Below are 25199 nucleotides of genomic sequence, written 5' to 3' on the forward strand. Positions count from 1 at the left end.
TGGTCAATCCTAAGCACTTTAAAAACTGGTTTACAAGCTGCTGTTACTGTACTTCATAAACCTGGAATCTGCTGTATAATATTTAAAATATTTTAACATTTAATATCGTTTCCGGTTGCATCGGTATTGTTCAAATTTCCAAACAGTCAACAGTCAACAGTCAACAGTCAACAGTCAACAGTCATTCCGGTGCAACCGGAATTGATTTAACAGATATCGGAATCTGCAAAATTAACTCGGTTCCTCGGCCCGGAGCAGAAGTACAACTGATTTGACCTCGATGTTTTTCCACTACAATATCGTGACTGATGGCCAACCCTAATCCAGTACCGCGACCTACAGGTTTCGTAGTAAAAAATGGGTCAAATATCTGGTGGCGCACTTCCTCACTCATCCCACAACCGTTATCGGCAATGTGAATAACAACGGATTTATAGTTTTGAGTGGCTAATATTGAATCTTGATTGTGCAGCGCAGCTTCTGAGTCAAAACCTACTGAAGTGCTGATGGTAATTTTTCGGGGAGACGATTGATTTTCCAGGGCATCAATAGCATTAGTTAGCAGGTTCATGAACACTTGATTTAACTCACTCGCATAACAGGTGACTCTTGGCAGTTGGCTGTAGTTTTTAATGACCTCTATCTCACCAGCTTTGTTTGCTCCCTTCAGCCGATGTTGCAAAATAACTAAAGTATTGTCAATGCCTTCATGAATATCCACTGGCTTGTACTTTTGTTCGCCAAGGCGGGAGAAGTTCCGCAAAGACATTACAATTTCGCTAATCCGAGAAGCACCCTCTGTCATCGAATTCAGCAGTTTTGGATAATCCTCTGCGATGAATTCCGGTTGAATCTCATCCAATTCGCCGATAATTTCTGCAACGGGGTGCGGATAGTAATGTCGGTACAATTCGACGAGGCGAAGCAAATCTCGTGCATACTCCGCCGCTAGAGCAATATTGCCGTAGATAAAGCTGACGGGATTGTTGATTTCGTGAGCAATTCCTGCAGCTAGCTGACCTAAAGAAGCCATTTTTTCCTTCTGTATTAACTGAGCTTGAGTTTTCTTTAGTTCAGTTACGCTTTGTTCGAGTTGCTGGGCGTAGGATTGTGTTTGCTGGAACAACTGGCGCTGCGCGAGTTGATTTGAGACGCGAGCGAGAACTTCTTGTTCGTGAAACGGTTTTGTGATATAATCTATACCACCAACTTCAAAGGCTTTGACTTTATCTAATACTTCATTCAAAGCACTGATAAAAATAACCGGAATGTCCTTGGTTTTGGGAGAAGCTTTCAATGCTTGGCAGACTTTGTAGCCGTCCATACCGGGCATCATGATGTCGAGCAAAATCAAGTCAGGAGGAGTTAACTCGATCGACCGCAGCGCTAGTTTGCCGTCGGGGGCGGTGCGTGTTTTGTACCCTTGCTGCGAGAGTATTTGAGCTAAAAGTTGCAAATTAGCCGGAATATCATCAACAATTAAAATATTCCCTTTTATGACGGGAGTTGGTTCGTAATTCATATCTAGTTCGGTAAAATAACCTTTATATAGCAATCCTTGCAGGAGTCGTAAATTTTTGACCCCACCCCAACCCTCCCCTTATCAAGGGGAGGGAGTAAGAAATTCACAAATGATTTAGGATGGCTATAGGTTTGTAGTGAGTACGATCGCCCGATCGCGTTTTATGAGGACGATCGTACTCATTACAAACCTATCTCATATCCTGATTATTTTGGTTCGGGATGGATGAGGTCTAGTATTTGATTGAACTGAAACTCGTTAGCCAAGGCGGCTAGAGCGCTAGCTAAAGCGTCATTACGATCGCGAATTTGCTCAATGTGGATCAGAATTAACTCTAAATCGCACTCTATTGTGGCTTTCTCTAAAGCTGCCAGCCAATCTGCGGGTAAAGCTGCCAGACTCTCTGGAGTCGGAGCCTCAATTTGAGTTGAATCGGGAACACTCTCCGGTTCACCGTAAATGTAACGCACTCCCAGATGTTTGTGCAGGGTGGCAAAAATTTCTGTATCTCGAAAGGGTTTGTGGATAAAGTCATCGCAATCATCTGATACAGTAACTGTTTGCGTTTCCTCGGCGTTACTGGCACTCACGGCAATAATTGCCGTAGCATGACCTTTAACGGTGGCTTTAATGCGTTTGGTCGCTTCATGTCCATCCATCACGGGCATCCACATATCCATAAAAATTAAGTGTGGCTCAAAACTCGACCACATTTCAATAGCTTCCATGCCGTTGCTGGCTTCTTCGAGTTCAAAGTCAAAGACAGCGAGGAGTTTAATCAGCAATTGGCGGTTGTCTAATTGATCGTCCACAATCAAAATACGATAGCGTGGCTGGTTGCGTTCCAGGGCTATCACCCGACGCGGTGGCTGTACGGGTTGAGTCGCCGGGGCATCAACGGCGCTGATGGGAATATCAAACGCGAAGGTGGTGCCGCGTCCTACTTCACTGCGTACGGTAATCAGGCCGCCCATCAGCTTGATAAACTGTTGGCTGATAGCGAGTCCCAAGCCTGTTCCTTGCTGAGATTTGGTTCCTGTTTTGGTTTGCACAAAGGCTTGAAAAAGCTGATCTAACTCATCAGCAGCTATGCCGGAACCCGTGTCTTCTATTTCAAAATGTAATTGGTAATTACTGATTGGCACTTGCTGATTTTCACCGTCTATAAATGCACTTACTCTTAACCTAATTACTCCGTATTTCGTAAATTTAATGGCGTTAGAAAGCAGATTAATTAAAACTTGACGTAACTTCATTTGATCTGTTTGCACGTATTCGGGAGTTTCGCTAGAGCAGTCAAATATTAACTGCAATTGTTGCTCCCTTGCCTGGAGTTGAAACATCTCTTCCAAATCGTTCAGCAGGCTGCTTAATTTAAAATCAGTTGGGTTGATTGTAATGCGCCCCGCCTCTATTTTTGCTAAATCTAATATTTGATTGATCAGAGCTAGCAAGTGCTCTCCGCTGCGGTTGATGATGCGGATATTTTCCTGTTGTTCGCGAGTCAGGTTGGTAGAGCGCTGCATCAATTGGGAGAATCCCAGAATTGCGTTTAGCGGGGTGCGGAGTTCGTGGCTCATATTTGCTAAGAAAGTGCTTTTGGCAAGGTTGGCAGCTTCTGCGGCCCAGGCGGCTTGTTGGAGCTGTACTGCTTGCTGTTGAGTGGCTTCTAGCAATTGAGCTTGTTGTAAGGCGACTCCCAATTGAGTGCTAATTTGCAGCCCAATATTGATTTCTGCTTCGCGCCAAGTGCGGGAGCCAGAATTTTGATAGCTGGCGAGCAAACCCCAAAGTTGACTGCCACAAAATATGGGAAAAATAACGTATGCTCTAGCTTGAAATTGTTTTAAAAGTTCTAGGTAACAAGGACTTAAACCAGCGCTGTATATGTCTTCAATTATGCGGTAAGGAACGCCTCTAGCATACATACCGCCTTGATTTTTTTGTAGATAGGTATCCAGCACTGGCGTACCGCCGGCTTGCATAGTTTTGACGGTACAGCGAGAGTCTTCGACGAGAGTGTTTGGCACATTAAAATCGTCGGCTTGTGGGATCAGAGACTTCCAGCCGGCAGCCATTGACTCGGCAACAAATTCCCCACTCCAATCAGGATTAAAGCGATAGATACCGACACGATCGCATTTTAGGGTTTGTCGCAGTTCAGAGGTTGTGGTTTTGAATATTGTGTCAATATCTAAGGATTGACGGATGCGATCGATCGATCGGGCGATGGCTTGTTCTCCCTGGGCGCTTTCTCGCAAAGCGGACTCGGCTTGTTTGCGCTCGCTAATATCTAAGACAGTGCCGAACAAACGGATCAACTGCCCTTTTTCATCATAAACAGGTTTCCCTCGGACTTCAATGTAACTGAGCGAGCCATCTCTTCGGATCAGCCGCAGATCAATTTCAAAGCTTTGTCCCTTCATCGCTTGATCGCGCACCATTGCCAGATAGCGCGATCGATCTTCTGGATGAAAACGCTCGATTAATTGTTCGGTTGGCAGCGGTTTTTGAGTAGGATCGAGCTCATAAATGCGATATAGTTCCTCACTCCAAGTGGTTGTTGCTGTGGCCATATCGTATTCCCAACTGCCAATACGGGCAATTTTTTGGGCTTCCAGCAGTCGGGATTCCGCCAACTGGCGATCGCTAATGTCGCGCGCTACCCAAACAGCGGAGCTATCGGACAGTGGCGAAATTTTAGCAGCAAACCAAACTTCTTGGTTATTAATCTGCATCCTGTAATCAAAACTAATAGTTTGTTGGGTTTCCAATGCCTGTTGAACTTGAGCGAAATAAATCTCCTCGTTTTCCTCGTGAAATAATTGTTCGATGATGGAGTCGATCTGATTCGTCTGATAGTTGTATTGATCAATCCCCTTTGTCGGTATAATCTGGATACTTTTTTCGGTCTGGTTAAATATCAATACAACATCGGTTATCGACTCAAATATTTTTACAATTTCCTCGGCAGAAGTGTAAAATTTTTGTTCGAGCAATTGGCGATTGGCAATTTCATCTTGTAATAGTTCGTTAGCACGAGCTAAGGCGTAGCTACGTTCGGCAACTTCGGCTGCTAAAGTGCGATTGTAGTCAGTTAATATTTTTTCAGCTTGTTTGCGCTGTGCGATGTTAGAAAAAGCAGTGATGGCATAAATAATGTTTCCCTCTTCGTCGAAAATGGGTGTGGCGCGCACCTCAAAAGGAATAAATTTCCCATCTCGATAAAGTTCTATATCTTCAAGGAATACCGTTTCGCCGCGCAGTGCTCGGAATGCAGGCAGTTCTTGAGTTGGATACGGCTGGTTTTGGCGGTACATTTGATAAACTTCTACTGCTTCTTCTAGAGTCGCATCGGGGATAGTTTCTACGCTGAGCCAATGCTTGGCAGTTTCGTTGAAGTACACGACTTTACCGGAGGCATCGTGGATAGATACTCCCGCAGGTATGGCTTCGATAAATTGCTTGAGTTGGCTCTCGCTGTGCGCTAAAGCTTCATTTAAAGATTTTTGGTCTGCAAAAGCCTTTTGCAGTTGCGCTGCCATAAGATTGAAGGAATTGGCGAGTTCTCCGACTTCATCGAAGCGTCTAATTTCTAAAGGTTGATCCCATTTTCCTGTGGCAACATTTTTGGCTGCGGTATTCAAGCGCATAATTGGCTTTGTTACCCAACGGGAAGTCAAAAATCCGATCGCGATCGCCAGCGGCAGTGTACCTGTCAATAACCACAATGTATGGCGCGTATTTGCTTGAATGCGAGCCATGAAATCAGACTCTGGCACCACCACCACAATCAACAAATCCAAGCCACGGAAATCTCGATAGGTAGTGACGCGGACAAACTGCCTATCGCCCTTGCTCGCTAGAGTCAATTTCTCGGTTGTTTGCAGGGTGCGGAAGTTGCCAAATCGGTTGGCGAGTTGTCGAGCAATATCTCGCGTTCGGGCATCCTTGCTGTTGGTGGCTAGCAATGGCGTCGGTTGCTTTTTTGTTGGCATCACCAAGGGTGTTTCTAGTGTGGATGTGGCAATCAGATTGCCCGATCGATCCATAATAAAAGTTTGTCCCGATGCCGAGAAGTGCAGCCTAGCCAGAAAGGTATTGATTGCCGAGAGTCCATTATTATCCGTGAGGCGATCGCTAATTCGCTCTCCTACTTGTTCGATTAGCTGATGCGCTACATCTTCGACTGATTCCTGACTACTTTTGAAAGAAAGATAGCCCACTAGCCCAACTACACTTAGCGTTTGCAAAACTAACGGAACAATCAGAACCGTTCGCAGCGGCAGCTTGCTGAAAAATTTGGCGGTTAGGCGGTTGAGCGGATAAATGGGCATGGGTGTGAACCAATTGCGCTGATAATCGTATTTTAACTGCTGGAGCGTGCCTTTCCCGGCAATTGGCGCGCCCTAAAAAATGTGAATTTTTCCGCCCGTTTCAATATAGGCAACTACCAGCGAAGATTGGACCATGCTGTCAAAATTTGCTTCTGTCAGTTCTGTTTTTAGCTGTTGGGAATTTGATTCAGTTTTACTTGCAAAAATTGTGATAAATTTTCTAATTGCTTTGTGTTTGTCGGCAATCCTGTTATTAATGAAAAGCCAGCGGGGGCGGGTTTATGAGTTTGTAGATTATGGGCGATTATTATTGGTGAACCCGCCCCTACAAGATTTAACATCATACAAATCCGAATCAAACGGAAGTGATATTATTTGTGGGTTCATCGAACCCGATCGCCCTAATGCCCATTTGTTAACTTGCCTAAAACGGTGGCGAAGAGAACGGGTTCGATCGGCTTTGTTAAGTGTTCGTTGTAACCAGAGGCGATCGCCCGATCGCGGTCTTCTTCGCTAGCATAAGCTGTCAGCGCCACGGCCGGCAAGCGCTTGATTTTGTCGGATGCGGACGATCGCACTTTGCGGATCAGCGAGTAGCCGTCCTCAACGGGCATACCGATATCACTAACTAAAATATCCGGCGGCGACTGCTGTAAAATGTCGATCGCCTCTGCAGCCGTTGCAGCAGCAATCGCAGTCGCCCCGCACTGTTGGAGGGCAACCATCAAAAACTCGCGGTTGTCGGGTTCGTCGTCAACTACCAACACCTTTAAACCAGCCAAAATACCCGGAGGCGTTGGATTGGATTTCCTTTCCCCTCTCAACTGCGGCTGCTTACTCCGACGCTGTTTGAGAGGCAGTGTCACCGTAAATGTCGCACCCTGGTCTTTACCGGGACTTTCCGCAGTCACAGTGCCCCCGTGGAGTTGCACCAAGTGCTCGACGATCGCCAATCCCAGTCCCAAACCGCTCTCAGCCTTAGTTTTCGAGGCGTCTGCTTGTCGGAAGCGATCGAACACGTAGGGCAGAAAATCAGCAGAAATGCCCTTTCCGGTATCGCTGACAGTAATTTGCACGTAATTGGGTGATGAAGAATCGCTAACAGCCACCGCAGACAAGCGCAGTTGCACAGTTCCCCCCGAAGGCGTAAACTTCACGGCGTTAGTCAGCAAATTCCACACTACCTGCTGCAACCTCGGGGCGTCGCCCCACATCAAGCCGACTGCGGGGTCAAGTTCTAACGAAATGGTGACAGACTTGGTTTCGGCTGCCAAACGAACTAAATTATGAGCCGCCTCGATCGTCCTTACCATGTAAAACCAGCCGGGTTTCAGAACCAGCTTGCCTTGAATAATCCGGGAAACATCCAGCAAATCTTCCACTAGCTGGATCTGCACCTTCGACTGACGCTCAATGGCTTCCAAACCCGAGGCTAATTTATCTTCGTTGTAGGGATGGGCGCGCAGGATCTGTGCCCACCCCTGAATCACATTTATAGGCGTTCGCAATTCGTGGGAAAGAGAGTCTAGAAACTCGTCTTTCCGGCGGCTGATCGCTTCTGCTTCCGCCCGCGCGGCTTGTTCGCGATCGAGCAACTGAGCGCGTTGGGCCTCGACTTGCTTGCGATCGCTGATGTCGGCGAGGATCGACATACAGTTGATATTGCCGTTGCTGTCGCGGACTGGAGTTGCCCACCAACTGATGTCGATCAAGCTGCCGTCTTTCTTTTGGCGGTGGGTTTCCATGCCGACGATCGCGTTTCCTGCGCGAATTTTTTTCAAATTAGCCGTAAATTCCTGCCGCTTGTCTGCGGGAACGCAGGGCACAAATTGACCTACCGCTTCTGATTCATGCCAGCCAAAAATCCTCTCGGCGGCTGGGTTCCACATTTTCACAGTGCCGTCGTCGCAGTCCAAAAGGGTAATTGCTAGGGGACAAGCCTGAATCAAGGCTTCTAAAGTTTGATGGATGTGCGATCGCGCCTCTTCTGCTTGTTTGCGATCGGTGATATCGACGTTCACCCCGATCATCCGCAAAGGCAAACCCCCATCGTCCTGAAACACCTTAGCCCTGCAAGCAATCCAGCCCACGCTTTTGTCCGGGCGGCAAATGCGAAACTCTATGTTTAATTCCTCCCCGGACATCGCCCCAGCCTTTACCTGCTTTTGAGTAACAGCGCGATCGTCTGGATGCAACATTTCCACCCAACTTTGATAGCTGTCGATACCACCGGCCGGCAGCCCGTACAAAGCCTCTAACTCCCGTGTACACGCGATATCCCCGGTTTCGATGTTCCATTCAAAAGTTCCGATTTTGCCTGCTTGCTGAGCGATTTGCAGCCGTTCTTGATTGTGTTTGAGTTCTGCTTCCACCCGCGATATCTCGGTCAAGTCGATGTAGAATGCGACGATCGTCTCTGGTTCGCGATCGTCCGGGGACAGAGTGGTTCCGCCCATCAGAACCGGCACGCGGCTGCCATCTTTGCGGATGTACTCTTTCTTGAAAGGAGTTGCCACTCCCTGATCCCGCAGTTCTTGGGCCGCCAGGGCGTCGAGGTGCAGGTATTCGGGGGGGGTCATCCTGTCCCACCGCATTTTACCCGAGAGCAAGTCTGAGCGGGTGTAGCCGACCATGTTGAGCAGGGATTGGTTGGCGTAGGCGATGCGGCCGCTAAAATCGCCGATCGCAACTCCGAAAATATTTGACTCAAACAGCCGCCGGAATATGGCTTCGCTTTGCTGCATTACCCGTTTTGCTTGGTTGCGATCGGTAATTTCGGCAATCACGGTGCTGACTCCCAGCAGCGTTCCTGATTCATCGCTCACTGGGTAAAAGCTGATTTGCCAATCCCGCAAAACTCCCGGCTGTTGCTTGGTTTCGGCCTTAACTTCCAAGTCGAGCACGGGGGTTTGCGTCGCCAGCACTTGGCGGTAAATCCGCTCTACCATATCGGCCATTTCGGGAATTACTTCTCTAACGGTGCGCCCGATGTGCTCTGCGATCGATCGGCCGTTGATCGCAGCGAGGCATTCGTTCAGGCGGATGTAGCGCAAATTGGTATCGAGAAAGCACAGCCCGACTGGTGTAGTCTTGTAAACTAAGTCGAGTTCTGCTAGTTGGCGGCGAATGCGTATTTCGTTTTCTCGAAGTTGATTTTGGGCTTGTTTGCGATCGGTGATATCTAGTACGAAAAATGCTCCTTTGTCTTTGCTTCCTTGGAAGTTTCCGCCGCCGACTAAAACGGGGAAGCGCGTGCCGTCTTTGCGGAGATATTCTTTTTCAAAAGGCGCGCAACTTCCTGATGCTTCGACTTGCGCGAGGGCGATGCGATCGAGTTCTTGATATTCCGGCGCGGTGAGTTCGAGCCAGCGGATATGTCCCGAAACTAAGTCTTCCCTCGTATATCCGATCATTTCCAGCAAGGCGTCGTTAGCGTCCGTAACTTCGCCGCTGGCATCCCAGAAACCAATGCCAATCATGTTAGATTCTACCACGCTGCGGAAGCGCATTTCGCTTTCCCGCAAAGCTAATTCGGTTTGTTTTTCTGCGGTAATATCTGTGATAATTAGGCCTACTCCGATTATTTCTGCCCTTTCATTTTTTACTGGGTAGTAGTTGGCGAGCCAGTAGCCGAAATATCCCGGTTTTCCATCAGGTTCGCCGCTCATTTCTAAGTTTAAAACAGGCTGACCGGTTGCTAAAACTTGCTGAATTATCGGCGCAAATTTGGCTGCATGTTCTGGCAACAATTGCCGGAAGTCTTGGCCGAGATGCTGTTCTATCGGCAAACCGTTGAGTTCTGCTAAAACTTGATTTATACGGATGAAGCGCATTTCGCGATCCATAAAGCAAATCGCTAGGGGAGATGCTTCTAATAGCGAGTCAATTAAGGCGAAGGATTGCGATGTTTTAGATAGTGCTTCTTGCGCTTCTGTGTAAAGTCGGGCGTTGTCTAGGGCGATCGCCACGCGGTATGCTAAATCTTCTAGCATTGCCATGTCTTCTGCACTGTAGCGGCGGCCCAACTTCTGCGTAAAGCAAGTGATGGAACCCATTACCCGCCCGCGAGCCCTCAGCGGTACGCAAGCGTGAGATCCGATATTGAGCGATTGCAATATTTCCAATTCTGCTGCATTTTCGGCTCCTGCTGCTAAAATCTCCTCATCCACTTCGGCAATTAGTTCGGATTTTCCGCTGCTGATTACCAGCGGATAGCCGTTAACAGCATTTTCGGCGCTCACACTTCGGATGCTCAAGTTATTAATAGTCTCAACCGTTGAGGGTTCTGCGTGAGCCACAGCGACTAGACGCACATTTGAGTCGCTTTCGGTCAAATGAATGCAGCACCCATCGGCGATCGAATTTATGGCTAATTCTGCTACCTTTTGCAGCACCGTTTCCCCGTCAAACGCATCAGCCAGCATTTTGCTGACTTCTGCTAAAAATGCCGAGCGCTGCTGTTCTATTTCCGCTTTTTCTCTTGCTGTTTGCTCGATTGTCAACTGCAATCTTTGAGTTTCTGCAAGTTTTATTTCTGTGATATCGCGGGCGACAATTAAGGCTGATTCTGGTACGCCATTTTTGTCAAATTCTGGAACTACGCGGGATTGATAACTTCGGATGCCGTTGATTGATAAAGCCTGAAATTCGATAATTTCTTCTTGACCTGTTTCTAACACTTTATGCAGGGTTTCATCCCACCTCTGGCACAGTTCCGGCGGCATTCCTATTTCTTGACTGGTTTTACCCAAAAAGAATGAAACAGGTTTTCCTTGGGTTCTTTCAACTGCTTTATTGACATAAATATAACGCAGTTCTTTGTCGGTGCGGATAATGATGTCTGGCGTATTTTCTAGCAGCGTTCTCAGTTGCTGTTCGCTGCTTGCTAATGCTGCTTGCGCTTGTTGTCTTTCCGTGACATCTCTCACCGTGCCCACGTATCCGATGAGTTCGCCGGAGTCGGAGAACATCGGCGATGAACAAACGTTAATCCAGCGCACAATCCCCTGTGGTGTTTGCACGCGATACTCGATCACATAATCCCCACCTTTCCGAGTATAATTCAGCCATCGGGCCAATACGCGATCGCAATCTTCCGGGTGAATGCAATTCTCCCAACCGTCTCCTAAAAGTTCTGTCAAACTTAAGCCGCAAATAGCCTGACAGCGAGGGTTTCCATAGGTGTAGCGCCCCTCAAAATCTGCCATAAAAATGCCGACAGGCGAACAGGAACTTAAACAGCGAAATCGTTCTTCTTGAGCTTGCAGCGCTTCTTTAGCTACTGTTAGTTCTGCTGTGCGTTCTTTAACACGACTTTCTAGCTTAGTGTAGGATAAAGCCAGGGCTATTTCTGCTTCTTTGCGGTCAGTAATATCGATCCCCGTTCCTATCACATATTCTACCAAACCCTCGCCATCTGTCGTCACAGTATTCGACCAAGAAATTAAGCGCTTCTCGCCGTTTTTACTGCGCCAATAGTTTTGATATTCGCTGTTATAATTTTCGACTTTTAGCTGGGTAAAAACTGTTTTAACCGGCTCTATTTCTTCGGGAATTAAGAATAAATCCCAAACATATTTATTGATTACTTCTGCTGCCGAGTATCCTGTACTTTTTTCGCAAGCTTGGTTAAACCGGACAATCCGGCCTTGGCTGTCGAGAACTACAATCAAGCAAGCCGTCGTCTCAATGACTTTGGAAATAATCTTACGTTCTATTTCTTGTTCTTGTTCTACGGACTTTAAGCCAGCATACCAAGCGCTAACCATTGCAGTGGCCAAAAGTAAGATTACAGGAGCTGCCTGGTATGAAAACAGTAACAGAGTTGTCAGCAGTAAAGCGGTGCCGGCACTCAATGTAGCAATTTTGTAAGATGTAATGGGTGAGGTCAAGACCTGAAACCGACTCATTTTTATTGACCTGTAGCGATGGCGCGATCGCACTATTGCTGATGTCGATGAAACAACCTGGTTAAAACTTAGTTAAAACTAAGTATTTATTTTTTCTATACAAAACCACATTTGTCGGCTCTGTGCCATCTTCCCAGAGACAGATTGGCTGCGGGATTGCTGCTGAAGCAACTGCTATCATAGATCAAGAGACAAATTAGATAATCTAATTTCTGGGAGCAATAAGCGAGTGAATCACAAGCTGGCAAAAATTATCGGATTATTTTTCGCAGCCGCCACCCTCTTTGGATTCGTCGGTTACGCGCTTCAAAATCCCAACTTTGCCAGCAGCTCAGCGATATCGATCGGCTTCCCCAATCTTACCACCCTGGCCGTCGGGGCGATCGACAACAAACGATCCCAAATCTATCTTAACGGAACTTGGCAATTTGTCCCCGCAGTTGGCAACCCCCAAAACCCCCCCGTCTCCCCAAGTTGGGGTTCCATCCAAGTACCCGGAGACTGGCAAAAAGAAAACAACGAATCCGTACCCGGAATCATCACTCGCGGCAGCGGCAAAGATTGGGAAAACTTCAACAGTAAACAACTATCAAAAGCTTGGTATCAGAGAAATATAGACATTCCCGGCGACTGGACAAACCGCCGAATTTTTCTCGACTTAGCCAGAGTCAGCACCGATGCAGTCATCTTTGTCAACGGCATTAACTGCGGTCAAATCCCCTGGCCCTACGGCACTATTGAAATTACCAAAGCAGCCAAACCAGGTCAAAACACCCTATCTATTTTAGTGGTGGCAGTATCCGATGAAAAGGAAAAAGCCGTCATCATGGGCCCCACAGAAATTTACACAGAAAAATCCAAGTTGCAATCGCGGGGAATCATCGGTGAGGTAAGGCTTCTGAGCCTTCCCCCAGGCCCGCTGATTAGCGACGTATTCGTCCAAACTTCCACCCGAAAAAAGCAAGTTAAATTAGATGTAGAACTCAAAGACGTTGCCCAAAGCGGTCAAGTTAAATTAATCGCGGAAATGCTCGATGAAAAAGGCAAAGTACAACAAAAATTCACCGCAACTACCAAGGTTCAAGCTAAACCAATTCAAACCGTCCAAGTTCAGTGGAATTGGCCAAATCCCCGTCTTTGGGATGTCGGACAACCAAACCTTTACACCCTGCAATTAGAAGTAAAAGGCAGCGGCATAGACACGCAATACCACCAACCTTTTGGCTTCCGCGAATTTTGGATAGAAGGGCGCAAATTTTTCTTAAACGGAACCGAATTGCGGCTGCGACCAATCTTGCACTCGGATACTTGGCAAGGCGGGACATTAGAAGTTGCTGATAGCCTAATTGACAGCTACGTCAAAGCCGGTTTTAACATAACAGAAATGTGGCCTTGGAATCACGACGAACGGGGTAGATGGCACTTCCGAGAGTTATTTTCCGAAAGAGCAGACCTCAAAGGTTTTCCCATTATGGCTCCCGCTTTAGATATTAGTCCTATCGCTTGGAACGGCAAGTGGAAGAACCCCCTGTGGAAAAACCGCTGGAAAGACCGAATGGTGACAGAAATGCGCCGCTACCGCAATCATCCATCAGTATTAATGTGGGCGACAAGTCCTAATTTTTTCGGCAACGCTGACGACCTAAATCCGCGTCGCATCGGCAAAAGCAAAGTAGAAGGAACTCTCAGTCCCTCGGACAACCAGCGTTTGCGGGTCAACACTCCCCTAGGAAATGAGGCTATAGCTGCGATAAAATCGGCTGACCAAACCAGACCTGTGATGGTACACCAAGGCGCCAACTTCGGTGATGTTTATGCGCTGAATTCTTATTTAAATCTGATTCCCTTGCAAGAACGAGAAGAGTGGATTTCTGAGTGGAGCAAAACCGGGGAAAGACCCTACATGGCAGTCGAGTTTGGGACTCCTCTGCACGCAACGATGATGCGGGCCCGCAAAGGTTTTGGTCTGGCAATTCTCAGCGAACCTTGGATGACGGAGTTTGCGGCAATTTATTTTGGTAAGCAGGCTTACGAGTTGGAAACATCCGCTTATAAATCTAAAATTCGCGAGCAATTTGTCAAGGGTCAGGAGTATCAAAGCTGGCATTTTCAAAAAGAGTTGGATTTTGCACCCGCTTTTCAAAAGTTGCAGCAGTTATTCAGTACAAATACTTGGCGGAGTTGGCGGACTTTTGGAATGTCTGGGGGGATGATTCCTTGGAATGACGGACATGGTTGGGAAGTTTCCGACGCTGGCAGAAAAAAGGTGGATATTGGGGCATTTCAACCGGGTGGCAGGGGAGTTTATTTGAAGCAAGTGTCGAATAATCTTTTGAATTATTTGCAGCCCGAAGCTTACACTGTTCATCCTGGGGGCGAGGCAATTATGAAGAATAATAGCTCGACTTTGGCTTGGATTGCTGGTGCTAGCCCGGTTTTTACTGCGAAAGATCACAATTTGTTTGTGGGCGGAAAACTGGCAAAGCAAGTAGTGTTAATTAACGATACGCGGGCGGCGCAAGAATTTTCGTTTAATTGGCGAGTTTTGGTGGGGGGCAAAGAAGTAAAAAAAGGCGAGCAAAAAGGGAGGATTGAGCAGGCAGGAACACTGTTTTTCCCAATTGATGTAAATTTGCCAAATACCATTTCTAGCAAGGCTGACGGCGAAATTCGCTTGACTGCACGGGTGGGCGATCGATCGCATTCTGATACATTTGCTTTCCGAGTTTTTCCCAAACAATCCAAAAGTAAGGATACGCTGACAATTTTCGATCCAGTCGGCAAAACATCGGCCATGTTCAAACAGTTAGGTTATCAGCTTGTACCGTGGAATGGTTCGCAAGTTTCATCGCTATTAGTTATCGGTAGGGAAGCATTTTCTAGCGGGGAAAATTTGCCGGGAAGTGTAGAAAATTTGGTGCAAAATGGCGGCAAAGCAATTGTGTTTCCTCAACGGAGGGAATGGCTGGAAAATACGGGTTTCCGAGTTGCTGCCCACGTCAGCCGCCGCGCTTTTCCAGTTGACAGCAACCATCCCGCAATTAGCGGTTTAGACAGTGAAGATTTGCGGGATTGGGCAGGGGAAAGCACGCTGCTTGAAGCTTATCCAGATACGATCCAAACTGGCCCTAATTTGAGTCCGGCAAATAAACCTTGGTACGGCTGGCGTTGGGGAAATCGCGGCGGTGTCAGTAGCGCTTCAATTGAGAAACCGCACCGCAGCGGTTGGCGTCCAATTTTGGAATCTGAGTTTGATTTAGCTTATTCGCCACTGATGGAATTGGATTACGGAAAAGGGCGGCTGATTTTAAACGAGTTAGATTTGGAAGACCATTATTCTGTAGATGCTGGGGCGGCGCAGTTAGTGCAACAAATTGTGAGTTACGGCATGAATTCTTCGGTGGTTGGAAAGCCGGATCAAGTGGTTTTAATAGGGGGAGATGAAGATGCCCAAAAATTGGACAGTTTGGGGGTAATTTATCAGCGCGCTAGTTCCCTTTCTAATGATGTTGGTTTGGTGATTGTGGGGAGAGAAGCGAATCTAAAAGATGCAGATTTGCGCGGTTATTTGAATGCTGGCGGAAAGGCGTTTTTCTTGCCGCGTCAAGTAGCTGCTGCGGGTTTGGGCGTGGGTTTGCAGCAAGCGCAGGATTTTGGGGGTTCGCTGGCGGTTCCGAGTTGGGATGAGGTGAAGGGGGTTAGTGCTTCAGATTTGCGATCGCGCTCTTTTTATGATACTTGGTTGATTAAGTCTGGGGGAGAAGTCGGCGCTGACGGTTTGTTAAGTCGGGTAAAAGTTGGCAAGGGTGTGGCGATTTTTTCTCAGATTGAACCGGACAGTTTGAATGCTGATACTAAGACTTATTTGCGTTTTACTCGCTGGCGGCAAACCAGAGCAAATGCTCAGATTTTGGCTAATTTAGGGGCGAGTTTTAAGGCGGATGGATCTGTGTTTAACGGTGCGAGTCGGGAGTTTTATCACTGGGATTACAAAACGGATTTTGAGAAGGGGGACGATCCTTATCGGTATTATCGATGGTAGGAAGAAGGAAGTTTAGCAACGGATTCGCTCCACGGATGTAACGGATGTAACGGAGATGTTGCACCATTCTCAATTACTTGCTTAGGAACAGGCAAGATGCCTGTTCCACAAGAGATAAATTTTCTTGTGGAACAGGCATCTTGCCTGTTCTTGACAATGGTGCAAGATGTGAGATGTAACGGATTGAAGGAAGAAGGAATAATGTATGAGTATCCAGCAGTAATTTCATAGATTCCCTGTCCAAAATTCGTCTGGTAACGGTTCATCAAAATCATTACTTGTCCAGATTGCTCCTGCGTGCAATCCTGCTGTACGCTGCTTAGTTGGGGATGAGATCGGCGCTAAACGGACAAGGGGAATGCCACCTTCTGTGAGAACAACCTCTATGCCTTTAAGTGCTAGAGATAATAACTCTTTTAAATTTGTCTGTGCTTCTTGCACGTCTACTGTTTTTGTCAGCATTGCAGTTATCCAAGCTAGGGATTAAAAGTGCGATCGAACAGAGGTTAGCAATTTCAAGCTTAAATTGCTGATTTTATTATACTGTTAAATATCACAGGTCAAAGTGACGACGGAAGCGGGGGTCTAGTTTGTCGGTTTTCTTTTGGTTGCAGGTGCCGCAGAGGGTTTGCAAGTTGCTGATGTCGTTGCTGCCACCGCGCGCTAGGGGGATGATATGATCGATCGTGAGTTGGGTTTCTAGTTTGGTTTGGCCGCAGCTTTGGCACTGGTATTTATTGCGAGTAAATACGTATTTTCTGACTTCTGGGGGAATCGGGATTCTAGGGGTTTTGCTCATGAATTGTTCGGTTGATTTTCTTGATTGAGGAGTTGGCGGCGCAAATCGTCAAGTGGTGATTCTGGCGGGATGATTTGTAATTGATTGCTTTCTGGTGTTTCTTCAACTTCTGGTTCGTCGGGGCAAAATTCTATAGTGACATTGAGTTTGAGCTTAATCTTTCCTTTCTTCCAGCCCTGAGCACCCACTCTGAGAATTTCACAATCTATACCTTGACCAAACCATTCTTCGTATGACCAATTTTTTTGCGGATGATTGCAAGGAACATCTATATTTAGGTTTTCTTTTCTTAATAAATCATCAAGTGTTTCTCCTAAATCCCACTCAGACAAAAGTTTATTTACTGTTTTCCTGAGTTTTTCCATTTTTAGCATTGTCATACCGAAAGATACAGCATCATCATTGCCACAGTTGTGGAAATCTAATTTATTTTTCATATTAATCTCTCAGTTTTTTTAACTGTCATCCTAACTATTTTAGAGTAGCATCTCTCTTTTGACAATAGCCCCGGCGAATAGAATTCGCGTCTACACAAACAATGTCCGCCTGCGCGGACTAAGAATGTTTTCTTTCAACCCGCGAAGGCGGGTTTTGTCTGTGTAGGCGCGATTTCCAATCGCCGTAATTCCAATCGCCAAAATTGCAATCATTCACCATCCGCCGAAACGCTATCATTTTGTCCAATTACCGGCAACAAATGCTCGTGCAACTTCATCGCCTGCAAACAACTATTAATCCCCGAAACCGCCCGATCGTACTTTTCGATTTTTTCTTCATTCTCCCCTTGCAGCCGCTGGTTGCGGGCAATTTTCTCCTCCGCCTCCTGCGCCAAAGTTTGTTCCACATAATCGCGGGCTTGACTGTATTTCTGCAAAATATCATCCGCTTGCTTTTCGGCCAGCGGTAACAAATGATCTTTCAGCGTCTTATTAACAGTTTGGCGGAAGGTTTGCCGAATAGTTTTAGATACTTTTGGCTCGAAATCCAGCCGCAACAATTGCCGAATTGCGGGTTGGGCATCTACCATGTTTTCGCAGTCGTAACCTTGAGATGTTTGCTGCAATGTTTGCCGAAATTGATAAATAGAAAATGTGTCTTCGTCGTAAAAACGGGGACTTTCTCGCACGTAGCGATCGCACTCCACCCCCGCCGCATTTACCAAAGCATCAGAAACCCGCTTTGATAACTCCTCTAACTGCTGTTCAATTCCCCCGTCGTTCCCCAACAACCGATAGAGTAATCGATAGTATTCCGACTTGCGAACGCTATCTTTCAAATACTGGAAATAATTATCAACCAGTGACTTAGTAGCCTCTACTAAAATATCTTCCAACTGATTCGCTAAATAATAAAGCGCTTCAACTAAAACAGCAATTAAAGGGGCTGTGGCATTGCGGGGATGATTCCGCAAAGTGCGTCCGTAAGCCGCCTCAACAGAAAATCCGTCTAACAATTCATCCAAGCGCCGGATCATCCGAGATTGCAATTGCCGAAAGTCTATATCGAAAATATCGCATCTGTTCATAATCATTTCATTGACTTCTTCGGCGATATGTTCCCGAAAATCCTGTCCGACTTGCTGCAACTCTTGATTTAGCCGCAAAAGTTCTTGCGCTTTCATTGCTTCAATTTCGCGGGGCTGGCTGTCCAAATTCCGCTGAATTGTTTGGTAATGTTTCCGCAGTTGAATGCACAAATCTTCTAAATCGTCAGCGAGATTTTTGAACAGTTGCGGGCGTTTTTCTTCTGTGAGGTAGCGGGTGATGGCTGTGCGAAAATCTTCGATACCGCTATCTTGAATTAATTGAGCAATTAATGGTTGTCCTTGTTCCGCAAGAATCCGCACGTAGTTTTCATTTGGTGTTTCGTAGCTGTTTACTGAAATGCGAAATTTGCTTGGAGATAACTTGCCAGAATTCGCACAATAGCGATTAAATTCACTAACAAATTGCGGAGTTTCTTCACTAATACCGATAAATTCTGAATCTAATTTATCATCTACAGAAACTCGCCGTTGACTGGTGGCAAAGATTGTATTTAAACCAAAGCGATCGCGCCCTGTTGTCCCTCGAATCAAACTCCCGTAAAATCCCAACAATCCGCTAGTTTTGTAAACTCTCGCAGTATCGCGAAAGTCGGAATTAATCAGATTTTCTAAGCGCTGTCGCAGTTGCGTGTTGTACCAAGTTTCGTCAATGCGGTTGAAAATGTAAAACAGTCGATCGCGAATTCCCGGATTTCCCCGTGTCTTTTCCATCAACTCGGTTTCTTCCGTCGTCATTTCCCCAGACGAAGCCGCTTTCAAAACACAGACAACTGCCGAAGTATCCGGGCTTTCAATCTTATCATAAGTCAATTCTGCATCCCGCTGCACTGGCGCATCAATTCCCGGCGTATCGATAATAATATTGCCATCTTGCAGCAGCGGATGATAACAGTAATATTCAACTCGCTTGAGTACAGCACTGTTACTACCGCGACGGGCATAACTAGCAGCTTCCTTGAGATTGGAAAAATTAAACTGTTCCATCGAATAGGTAGCGTTTTCGAGAGTTTGGATGCGATCGCGATTTGCCTCAAAACCTTCTAACAGCAGCATCAAGGCCTTAGCTTTTTTGGCTAGTTCGGATTTATTTTCGCCGCCTTCCGTTTCAATAATTATGTTACATCCCTGAGACAACAGCGACACTACATCTGTTTGATTAATATTAAGTTCAGTAGCCAAACCTAATTGATGGCAAAGCACAGAAGCTTGCTGGCTAATCTCAAACTCGCTCAAAAAAGTGAGAACTACGCGCTCTTTTTCCGGCTCAGCAAAGGCGATATAACATTCCGTACCTGTCGCGTGTCCTTCAGCACTGTAGAGCAATTCCCGCTCCAGCAAAGCATTAATCAGCATCGATTTTCCCGCACTGAAAGCGCCAGCAAACACAATTTCAAACTCAGGAGAAATTGCCTTTTTCAGAGAAGCTTGTACCGCCGTGATATCTTGTTGTCGCAAAGACGATTCCTGACGCAGCAGTTGCACTAAAGAATCAACTTGCTCTTGCAGACTGGTGCATTGAGGGGGCATTTGAGTCATGGCGGCAGACTGCTCCTGATTGTGGGAAAATTACCTTATTGTTAATTCTCTGCTAGTTCAGGAATAATCACAACAGTAATTTTACTTATGGGAGCCAGGATTGCTGAAAGTGCGATCGGCTATTCTGGCGACAAATCCTATCGTTTACGGTTGTTTTGGAATGATTAAACCGCAGAGGCCGCAGAGGGCGCTGAGTTAGAGAAGAGAGAGAGGAATAAGAGGAATAATTGGTATACCCACGGATTTGATATCATCTATTTACAGCCAAGTGGCTAAATGTCATATGTCAGTAAAATTTAGCCAAGCATCTCCTAATTTTTCGTACAAAATTAGTAGTAAGGCGCGCATTATTGCGCCCCTACAGAATTAAACGAGCGCATTGCGTACTCTACATTAAACCGATAAATCCTGACGCGGTTTAAAAGACTCAACCTGCCGCAACTTTTCGTATAATTCCCGTTCCTCTTCAGTAATTTCTTTGGGAATTAACACCTGAATTTCTACCAATTGATCGCCCCGATCGCCATTTCCCGTCGGATAGCCCTTGTTAGCCAGCCGCAACCGCTTTCCAGACGTTACTCCCGGTGGCAATTTCATCTTTACCAAGCCGTCCAGCGTCGGTACTTCAATATCTCCGCCTAACACCGCTTCGCTGGGAGTCAGAGGCAATTCGCAGCAAATATCTGACATTTCCAATCGAAAAAATGGATGGGGAGAAACCGTGATTTTCAAATATAAATCTCCGCCGCCCATACCTTGATTTCGCAAGCGAATCCGCTGGCCTGATACCATAGCAGGAGGCAGATTCACCTCGATCGCTCGCCCATCTTCCAGACGAATTCGCTCGGTACCGCCCGAATAAGCCCTTTCCAAAGGCAGAGTTAGCCTGGCCTCGATGTCTCTTCTCGTTTCGCGCTCGACTGTTTCCCTAATTTCCCGTCGCATTTCGCGATCGGCTATATCCCTTCTGATTTCGCGATCGACTATCTCCCGTCGCATTTCGCGATCGACTGTTTCTCGTCGCATCTCGCGATCGTCTGTTTCTCGTCGCATTTCGCGATCGACTGTTTCTCGTCGCATTTCGCGATCGTCGAAATCCCTTCTAGGTGGGCGAGAATTAGCAACATAACTCGTTTTCTTAGAAGCCGTACTCCACGGTTCAGAGGAGGCGACTCCCGCTGCATCATTCGCTGTCGCCATCCTCACTTCCCGGCGCCTTCCGAGCACTTGGTCGAGAAATTTATTAAAATCCGAGTAATCACTAAAATCTACATCTTCTGTCGGTTTTTTGCGGGTAGTTTTACTGTTTCCCCAAGTTTTGAAATTGGGAAGTCGCACCCCTTGCTTTCCTTGAAATCCTTTTTGTTTCCAGAATTTACTAAACTGATCGTATTGAGCGCGCTTGTCAATATCGGAAAGAATATCATAAGCTTCATTAATATCCTTAAACCTATCTTCAGCAGATTTGTCCCCTGGATTTACGTCAGGGTGCAACTGTCTGGCTAGCCGTCGATAGGCTTTTTTTATCTCATCAGCCGTGGCCTCTTTGGGCACTCCCAAAATTAGATAGTAATTACGAAAATTCTGCATAATTAGTCATTAGTCATTAGTTATTAGTCATTAGTTATTAATTATTAGTCATTAGTCATTAGTCATGCTGCTTCCCTGCTTCAAACTAGGGACTAATGACTAGGGACTAATGACTAACCACTAATTACAGCCAATCGTCGTCATCATCCCAATCGTCGCTTTGATTTTGATAAGGGCGAGTGGGGCGATTAGCACTGCTTCTACGATCGCCCATACGATCGCCCATACGATCGCCCATACGATCGCCCATGCGATCGCCCATACGATCGTTCATACGATCATAGGGGCGATCGGGAATTGGATCGACAGTCGATCGCCTGTACGGCTTAGCATTGGTATAATAGCTGCTGTCATCGCTGCGTCGCTTGGTACTGTCGCCTGTAAAAGTCCGCTTCACAGACTCAAAGAAATCATCATCATCGTCATCATCAGCAAAAGCTGAAACTTCTCGGCTCAAATCGTAAAGAGCATCTTGCAAATCCGAACCAACTTGGTCAACTCCCCGCTCATCATTGCGTTCCAAACTGTCTCGCAATTCCCGAATTAAAGTTTCAATTCGCTGGCGGCTTCTTTGAGCAAACTGCATTCCGCGATCGAGCGCAACTTCCCGCAACTGTCGCTCGGCTTGATAAGCTAAAGCTTCAGCGCGATTGCGTTTTTCCACCTTTTCGCGCTGCAACTTATCAGCTTGAGCAAACTGTTCCGCATCGCGAATCATTTGATTCACTTCCTGCTGAGTCAGCGTCGAAGCACCTTGCACAGTAATGCTTTGTTCCCTGCCGGTTGTTTTGTCCAAAGCAGTCACCAACAGCATCCCGTTAGCATCAATATCAAAAGCTACTTGCACCTGCGGAATCCCTCGCGGTGCCGGCGGAATTCCCGTCAGTTTAAACCGTCCCAAAGACTTATTATCTCTGCCTAATTCCCGTTCCCCTTGGATCACGTGAATTTCTACCACAGTTTGGTTGTTTTCAGCAGTCGAAAAAATGTCCGATCGCCTGACGGGAATAGTAGTATTGCGAGGAATCAATTTTTTCATCACCCCGCCGATAGTTTCCAAACCCAGCGACAGCGGCGTCACATCCAACAGCAGCACATCGCGGACATCGCCACCCAAAATCCCCGCCTGAATTGCCGCACCCACCGCCACAACTTCATCGGGATTCACATTTTGATTGGGTTCTCGATCGATTAAACTGCGAACAACTTCCTGCACCAAAGGAATGCGAGTCGAACCGCCGACCAACACAACTTCATCAATGCGAGAAGGACTCAAACTTGCATCAGCCAAAGCTTGTTTGACTGGCCGCCGCAACCGCTGCACCAAATCTGTGCACAGCCCCTCAAATTGACCGCGAGTCAGCCGCGTCTCCAGATGCAAAGGCCCATCTTCATTCGCATCGATAAACGGCAAATTAATCTCCGTGACACCGACTCCCGACAGTTCAATCTTGGCTTTTTCAGCCGCTTCGATTAAGCGCTGCAAAGCTTGGCGGTTGCGTCGCAAATCAATTCCTTCTTTTTCTAAGAATTGTTCTGCCAACCAGTCAACAATTTTAGAGTCAAAATCATTGCCGCCTAATTGAGTGTCGCCGCTAGTTGCTTTAACTTCAAATACTCCGTCTCCCACGTCTAAGATAGAGACATCAAAAGTACCGCCACCCAAATCAAACACTAAAATAGTTTGACTTTCTCGCCTCTCCAAACCATAAGCCAAAGAAGCCGCCGTCGGCTCATTTAAAATCCGCTTAACATCAAGTCCCGCAATTCGTCCAGCATCGCGCGTCGCCTGTCGCTGCGAGTCGTTGAAATAAGCGGGAACAGTAATTACAGCCCCCGTTACCTCTTGTCCCAGATAGCGGCTGGCTTCATCGGCCAGTTTCCGCAACACCATCGCCGAAATTTCCTCTGGGGCAAAATCTTTTTTCAGGCGCGGACACTTGACTTTGATGTTCCCGTTGTCGTCGCGGCGAGTTGTGTAAGGGACGCGCTTTGATTCTGGAGTCAATTCAGTATATTTGCGTCCGATGTACCGCTTGACGGCGTAAAAGGTGTTTTGCGGGTTGAGAACAGTCTGGCGTCGGGCCATCTGTCCCACAAGGCGTTCTCCTTCCTTTGTGAAAGCGACTACTGAGGGAGTTGTCCGCATCCCTTCTGCATTGGCAATCACAACCGGTTTGCCGCCTTCCATGACGGCTACTACTGAGTTTGTTGTTCCGAGGTCAATGCCAACTACTTTACCCATGCGTCAGTTGTCTCCTGTGGCGTTGTGTGTAGCCTTTTCAATATAAGCGTTAAGTATGATTGCATTTATTGTACCGCGTCGAGAAGCGGGGGCTGCAGGGGGATTGCCTCACCTGCGGTTCAGGTTGCTGGGGTTGGCTGGGTGCGATCGATCCACTGGTGGATCGGCGAGATCCTGCGAGAAGTAGGAGTGTCAACTTGGGAAAGCAGTGTATGTTCATCTTTTGACAGCCAAAAAAATTTCAGAATAGATTAACTAATGCGTTTTGCTAAACTAAAAGCAGCTAGCAGGATTGTTGAGTAAACAGGAACATACAAATATGACTGTCAACTCTGTTCAAAATTCAGAATCCTCTCAAGAACACTCGATCGTTGACGTGCAACAGACAAGCTGCTGCATTGTCGGAGGTGGGCCTGCAGGTGCTGTTTTAGCTTTACTTTTAGCGAGGCAAAACATTCCAGTCATCCTGCTAGAACTACACAAAGATTTCGATCGAGAATTTCGCGGCGATACGCTGCATCCGTCTGTAATGGAAATTATGGAGCAATTGGGTTTAGCAGAAAAATTGCTGCAATTGCCCCATACAAAAATGCACAAACTCACCATCCAAGCTGCTGGGAATACCGCCACACTCGTAGATTTAGCCTGTCTTAAAACCAAGTATCCTTACATCACTATCCTTCCCCAAGTCAAGTTTCTCGAATTCATCACTGCCGAAGCGCAGCGCTACCCCAGTTTTCAGCTAGTAATGGGAGCTAATGCACAAGAAACGATCGTAGAAAATGGGGTTGTGTGCGGAATTCGATACCGGGGACGCGGGGGATATCATGCAGTGCGATCGACCCTCACAGTCGGTGCAGACGGTCGATTTTCCCGCCTGCGCCAATTAGCAGGTTTTGAACCGATTAAAACTTCCCCGCCGATGGATGTCCTTTGGTTTCGTTTGCCGCGCAGTCCCCATGATGTCCAAGATTTTGGCGTGGGAGGTCGAGCGGTTGGAGGTCATTTATTAGTCATGATTGACCGCTTGGATTATTGGCAACTCGGTTACATTATTCTGAAAGGCAGCTATCAGAAATTGCGCGACTCAGGAATAGAAGCTTTGCAAAAATCTGTTGCTGAATTAGCACCAGAATTTGCGGATAGGGTCGAGCAACTGAAAGATTGGTCGCAAATTTCTTTCTTGTCGGTTGAATCGAGTCGCCTTCCCCGCTGGTATCGTCCCGGTTTGCTCTTAATTGGGGATGCTGCTCATGTCATGTCGCCTGTAGGCGGTGTGGGAATTAACTATGCTATTCAAGATGCTGTCGTCGCGGCTAATGTACTCAGCACCCCCCTGAAAAATAATCACTTGCATCTGTGGGATTTGGCAGAGGTGCAGCGACAGCGGGAGTTGCCCACACGCATTATTCAAGCATTTCAGTCGTTTGTACAGGAGCGAATTATTAAGGGGGCATTAGATACAAATCGACCGTTTACACCGCCACTTTTGTTGCAGTTACCAATTTTGCGAAATATTCCAGCGCGATTAATTGGTTTTGGATTAAACCGGGTTCGGGTGCGAAATCAATGAGATACACCAATCCTAAATATAGAGGTAGAATGACGCACGGGTGGTCAGAAATCGGGTTTTTTGACGAAAATCTTTCGCACTCACCCAGATATTCGGTAAA

General features: G+C 46.8%; 12 protein-coding genes. 3 read left to right on the top strand and 9 right to left on the bottom strand.

Going from position 1 to position 25199, the window contains the following annotated elements:
* Positions 1-181: 181 nt before the first annotated feature.
* The 3 genes from QUA07_RS23580 to QUA07_RS23590 form a co-directional block, all read right to left on the bottom strand.
* Complete coding sequence (locus QUA07_RS23580) at positions 182-1522, bottom strand: response regulator (RefSeq protein ID WP_333329906.1); 1341 nt, start codon at positions 1520-1522, stop codon at positions 182-184.
* A 206-nt stretch (positions 1523-1728) separates the two neighbouring features.
* Complete coding sequence (locus tag QUA07_RS23585; RefSeq protein ID WP_333329908.1) at positions 1729-5859, bottom strand: ATP-binding protein; 4131 nt, start codon at positions 5857-5859, stop codon at positions 1729-1731.
* Positions 5860-6260: 401 nt separating this feature from the next.
* Complete coding sequence (locus tag QUA07_RS23590) at positions 6261-11768, bottom strand: PAS domain S-box protein (protein ID WP_333329910.1); 5508 nt, start codon at positions 11766-11768, stop codon at positions 6261-6263.
* Between the two features lie 229 nt (positions 11769-11997).
* Here QUA07_RS23590 and QUA07_RS23595 point away from each other — a divergent pair, with 229 nt between their 5' ends.
* Together QUA07_RS23595 and QUA07_RS23600 are read left to right on the top strand one after the other, a co-directional pair.
* Positions 11998-15810, top strand: a complete 3813-nt coding sequence (locus QUA07_RS23595) for a glycoside hydrolase family 2 TIM barrel-domain containing protein (RefSeq protein ID WP_333329912.1) — start codon at positions 11998-12000, stop codon at positions 15808-15810.
* Positions 15811-15906: 96 nt separating this feature from the next.
* Positions 15907-16041 (top strand): hypothetical protein, encoded by a 135-nt coding sequence (locus QUA07_RS23600; protein ID WP_333329914.1) that lies wholly within the window; start codon positions 15907-15909, stop codon positions 16039-16041.
* On the opposite strand, the gene QUA07_RS23605 is transcribed toward QUA07_RS23600, so the two are convergent.
* From QUA07_RS23605 to dnaK, 6 genes are all read right to left on the bottom strand, one after another.
* Positions 16036-16272 carry a toxin-antitoxin (TA) system antitoxin gene (locus QUA07_RS23605; RefSeq protein WP_333329916.1) on the bottom strand — a complete coding sequence of 79 codons (237 nt, stop codon included), beginning with the start codon at positions 16270-16272 and terminating at the stop codon, positions 16036-16038. The two genes, QUA07_RS23600 and QUA07_RS23605, sit on opposite strands and share 6 nt — an antisense overlap.
* Before the next feature lie 91 nt (positions 16273-16363).
* Positions 16364-16609 (bottom strand): HNH endonuclease, encoded by a 246-nt coding sequence (locus tag QUA07_RS23610; RefSeq protein ID WP_015179287.1) that lies wholly within the window; start codon positions 16607-16609, stop codon positions 16364-16366.
* Entirely contained in the window at positions 16606-17046 is a 441-nt protein-coding gene (locus QUA07_RS23615; RefSeq protein ID WP_333329918.1) for a KGK domain-containing protein, read from the bottom strand. The genes QUA07_RS23610 and QUA07_RS23615 overlap by 4 nt, the downstream gene beginning before the upstream one ends.
* Before the next feature lie 209 nt (positions 17047-17255).
* Positions 17256-19691, bottom strand: coding sequence for a dynamin-like GTPase family protein (locus QUA07_RS23620; RefSeq protein WP_333329920.1), 2436 nt, complete (start codon positions 19689-19691; stop codon positions 17256-17258).
* Between the two features lie 393 nt (positions 19692-20084).
* Positions 20085-21281 (bottom strand): DnaJ C-terminal domain-containing protein, encoded by a 1197-nt coding sequence (locus QUA07_RS23625; protein WP_333329922.1) that lies wholly within the window; start codon positions 21279-21281, stop codon positions 20085-20087.
* A gap of 124 nt (positions 21282-21405) precedes the next feature.
* Entirely contained in the window at positions 21406-23526 is a 2121-nt protein-coding gene (gene dnaK, locus QUA07_RS23630; protein ID WP_333329923.1) for a molecular chaperone DnaK, read from the bottom strand.
* A gap of 319 nt (positions 23527-23845) precedes the next feature.
* On the opposite strand from dnaK, the gene QUA07_RS23635 reads away from it, so the two are divergent.
* The gene (locus QUA07_RS23635) at positions 23846-25099 is read left to right on the top strand and encodes an FAD-dependent oxidoreductase (RefSeq protein ID WP_333329925.1); all 1254 of its coding nucleotides are present in this window, start codon (positions 23846-23848) and stop codon (positions 25097-25099) included.
* Positions 25100-25199 lie beyond the last annotated feature (100 nt).

The organism is Microcoleus sp. T3_A4 (genome assembly GCF_036700465.1).
Classification (GTDB): domain Bacteria; phylum Cyanobacteriota; class Cyanobacteriia; order Cyanobacteriales; family Microcoleaceae; genus Microcoleus.

Bases quoted from the DNA above. Each gene is read 5' to 3' on its own strand.
- QUA07_RS23580 (WP_333329906.1), bottom strand. From the start codon at position 1,522: ATGAATTACGAACCAACTCCCGTCATAAAAGGGAATATTTTAATTGTT.
- QUA07_RS23585 (WP_333329908.1), bottom strand. From the start codon at position 5,859: ATGCCCATTTATCCGCTCAACCGCCTAACCGCCAAATTTTTCAGCAAG.
- QUA07_RS23590 (WP_333329910.1), bottom strand. From the start codon at position 11,768: ATGAGTCGGTTTCAGGTCTTGACCTCACCCATTACATCTTACAAAATT.
- QUA07_RS23600 (WP_333329914.1), top strand. From the start codon at position 15,907: ATGCCTGTTCCACAAGAGATAAATTTTCTTGTGGAACAGGCATCTTGC.
- QUA07_RS23605 (WP_333329916.1), bottom strand. From the start codon at position 16,272: ATGCTGACAAAAACAGTAGACGTGCAAGAAGCACAGACAAATTTAAAA.
- QUA07_RS23610 (WP_015179287.1), bottom strand. From the start codon at position 16,609: ATGAGCAAAACCCCTAGAATCCCGATTCCCCCAGAAGTCAGAAAATAC.
- QUA07_RS23615 (WP_333329918.1), bottom strand. From the start codon at position 17,046: ATGAAAAATAAATTAGATTTCCACAACTGTGGCAATGATGATGCTGTA.
- QUA07_RS23620 (WP_333329920.1), bottom strand. From the start codon at position 19,691: ATGACTCAAATGCCCCCTCAATGCACCAGTCTGCAAGAGCAAGTTGAT.
- QUA07_RS23625 (WP_333329922.1), bottom strand. From the start codon at position 21,281: ATGCAGAATTTTCGTAATTACTATCTAATTTTGGGAGTGCCCAAAGAG.
- dnaK (WP_333329923.1), bottom strand. From the start codon at position 23,526: ATGGGTAAAGTAGTTGGCATTGACCTCGGAACAACAAACTCAGTAGTA.
- QUA07_RS23635 (WP_333329925.1), top strand. From the start codon at position 23,846: ATGACTGTCAACTCTGTTCAAAATTCAGAATCCTCTCAAGAACACTCG.